Origin of the sequence: Candidatus Angelobacter sp., from assembly GCA_035607015.1 — a bacterium.
Taxonomy (GTDB): Bacteria; Verrucomicrobiota; Verrucomicrobiia; order Limisphaerales; family AV2; genus AV2.
Genome location: DATNDF010000403.1, coordinates 1 through 3,348, shown reverse-complemented (window position 1 = coordinate 3,348; position 3,348 = coordinate 1). Strand labels below are relative to the sequence as shown.

The following is a 3,348-nucleotide window of genomic DNA, read 5'->3' as shown; positions in this document are numbered from 1 at the left end:
CACGGTATTTGCCGAGCACTGACCCGAGCAAAATGATGATGGGAAAGAGCACGCGTTGAACCGGGCGCGGGATGACCAAAGCCAGTTGCGTGTGCCGATGGCGATGGAGGACATGCGCCATGTAAAACAGCGGTGGGCGTCGCTCCGGGCCGGCGTTGATCACTTCGAAGAGCGCTTGGAGGTATCGGTCCAGATCAACCGCGGGCGTCGCGACGCCTTGAAACACCAGTTCCTTGTCGCCGTCATTCCACCACCGATGCGTGCTCCCGATGGGAAAACGCGCGCGACCGCCAGCCTCAACTTGAAAGGTCTTTCCGTCCAGTGAAGCGGAGAGGACGCCGGAAATCACTTCGCCATATTCGTCTTCGGCAAAATGGATGTGGAGTGGCGGACCTTTCTGGTGCGGCGGAAGCGTTCCCGACAAATGCAATTCTTCGACGCCGTTCGCGTTTCTGACACGACGGAGCGTGAGCCGTTCACCATTGTGTTTGACCTCGATCGTCAGGGCTGGTTGTTTGTCTTGCATCGTCTGTCGAAGTATAGCTGGGAACACGTTTTGGAGCAGGCAGATTTTTCAGCGCTCCACTTTCGTCCGCGCCCGTTCATTCGGCCTGGGAATTGGTTTTCTCCCCAACACCCCCTGGCTTGGCCAGCCGAAGCTCGGCCTGCCAATTCTCCCGTTCCTACAGGCGAGGGCCAGAGGGCCTTCGGCTTCGCCAAATTTTTGAACCGCGAACCACGCGAACCACGCGAAATTCAAAACCGAAATCCCGTTCACGTATTCTGCGTATTTCGCGGTTAGTTCCTTTCGCCGTTTACCAAACGGCTCAAGTCAAATCCATCAGCCCAGCTGTTGCCCCGCAAGCATTCGGGGCTACCCTGGGAAACCGTCCAAATTCATCAACGCTGAAGGTGTAGTGTCGAGGCTGCGCCTCGACTCGCCAAACGCAATCCGGCCACAGGCCGGACACTACACCTGCCACAACTCCTTCAGAGTTGTTTTCATTGTTGAATCGTCACCCAGCGTAGCCCGACTGCGTCGGCCAACGCTGGGCTGAGTGCTGCAACCGCGTTGCGGTTGGCCGGCAGCTGTGGCAACGCCCAGTCGCAGCACGTTCGCAAATACATGCCGCAAAATATTTTTTGACCGCTTCCGCCCATCCACCCGCTGCGACTGGTCCTGCAAACACAGTCGCGCTCCGTCCGAAAGCTCCGTAGGAGTGAAATCTTTGTAGCTACCCACGCCTATAATCCCACAACCCTCTCCCGTTCCCACGGGCGAGGGACACAGCCCCGTCGGGGTGGCATATTCCGCTCCTATCGGAGCTTGAAACCTTGTTGGATTTTGGATGCTACAAATATGCCGCGCCTGACGGCGCTGAAAATGAATCCCAACAACGAGATTCAAATCCGTCAGCCCAGGGCTGGCGGACTGCGACTATCTTCAAGACTCATTGCCGTCTTGAAACAAAGCGCGTTACCAGACACCATCACTTCATGTTCCGAACGCGTTACCTGTCTTTGCTTACCGTCCTGTTCTTGTCCCCTGGCTCGCGCGGAGAAACGATGAATGAGGCGCTGGTTCGCGCGACGGACGCGGTTCAGGCCGCCACGCCACGCGCGCAGGCGGATCCGGCTCGTCCGATTTTTCACGTCACATCTCCCGCGCAATGGGTCAACGATCCGAACGGCCCGATCTTTCACAAGGGCTTTTACCATCTCTTCTATCAGTTGGATCCGTTCAGCGACACAGGCGGGGTAAAATACTGGGGTCACGTGCGCAGTCGCGACCTGGCAAAGTGGGAGCCTTTGCCAATCGCCATCGCGCCTTCCGGCGATCAGGGTGAAGAGTCGATCTGGTCGGGCTGCTGCACGATCAACGGGCGAGGGCAGCCGATGATCTTCTACACGAGCATCGCGCCGGGAAAATCGGCCTTCGATCACGCCGAGCAATGGGCGGCCACGAGTGATGACGATTTGATTCACTGGCAGAAATCTCCTGCGAACCCGGTGCTTTCGGAAGCGCTCCATGGCGAGAGAAAAATCTATGACTGGCGCGACCCGTTTATTTTCAAGGAGGGAAAGAAGACTTTCGTTGTGCTGGGCGGGCATCTTGCGAAAAATGGCGAAGCGGTGGTAAACATTTACGAAGCGGAAAATCCGGAACTCACGAAATGGAAATATCGCGGCGTGTTGTTTCAACTTCCCGACACGAAAGCGGGCTCGGCCGAGTGCCCGAACTTTTTCAAGCTCGGTGACCGGTGGGTGCTGTTCGTTTCGCCGTACGGCAAGGTGCGGTATTTCGTCGGTGACTTCGACGCGGAGACGTGCCGCTTTCAATCGCGCACGCAAGGGGTGCTGGATCCTGGAAATTTTTACGCGCCGAACACGATGCTCGTGCCCGACGGCCGGCGCATTGTTTGGGGCTGGGTGAACGGCTTTCCGAACGGACGGGGCTGGAATGGCTGTCTGACGGTGCCGCGGTTATTGAGTTTTTCGCGTGAAGGCGAACTGCGTCAAACGCCGGCGCCGCAATTGGAAAAGTTGCGCGGCAAACAGACGGAGTGGCGGAATGTCCGTCTGGACGGTGGCGGAGAATTTTTTGCGCTGCCCAACACAAACACGCTGGAAATCCTGGCGGAGATTGATTTGCGGTCGGCGACCAACTTCCTGTTCAGCATCAAGAGCACGGGTACAAACCCGCCTGTCACGGTGAGTTTCAACGGCAGCGAATTGAAAGCGATGGACGCGAAAGCTCCGCTCCGGCTGGCCAAAGGGGCGGAAAAATTAAGCCTGCGAATGTTCATCGACCGTTCGGTCCTCGAAGTGTTTGCCAACGAAACCGCGTGCATCACGAAAGTCATTTCTCCGCTCGACGCGAACGCGTCTCTGGAAATCCGCACCGAAGGGGGCATTACCATGGCGAAACGGGTGGAGGCGTGGCCCATGAAAACGATCTGGTAGGTATCGACGGATAACGCATCACGCGCTTCGATCCCCGGAGTCGCGATCTGCCGCCTCGAAAGGAATGTTATGAGACGGAACGTCCCGAGACGGGCTACATCGGCCTGCAGAACCATGACCCCGGCGACATCGTCTGGTTCAGGGAGGTGAGCGTGCGACCTCTGCCGGCAGCCGGCGTCGAGTAATTGACGACCGGCACCGACGCCAGTTCTGCGCCTGGTCTCAAAGCACCTTCCGGCGGACTTCGCCCTCGAAGAACGAGAATCCACCGGCAGTATTCTCATTGTCGCGCCGCGGAGATTCGTATAATCTGACCGCCATGAAACGCACACACTTGATTGCATTCGCCCTCGCCACGAGCGTAACGCTGCGCCTCTGCGCCGC

The 3,348-nt window shown here is 57.8% G+C and carries 2 protein-coding genes; one reads left to right on the top strand and one right to left on the bottom strand.

From position 1 onward, the window contains the following. Positions 1–526 (bottom strand): cupin domain-containing protein (locus VN887_16170; protein ID HXT41543.1); only part of this gene is annotated, 526 nt, incomplete at its 3' end. A 1,040-nt stretch (positions 527–1,566) separates the two neighbouring features. On the opposite strand from VN887_16170, the gene VN887_16165 reads away from it, so the two are divergent. Then, the gene (locus tag VN887_16165) at positions 1,567–2,964 is read left to right on the top strand and encodes a glycoside hydrolase family 32 protein (GenBank protein HXT41542.1); all 1,398 of its coding nucleotides are present in this window, start codon (positions 1,567–1,569) and stop codon (positions 2,962–2,964) included. Positions 2,965–3,348 lie beyond the last annotated feature (384 nt).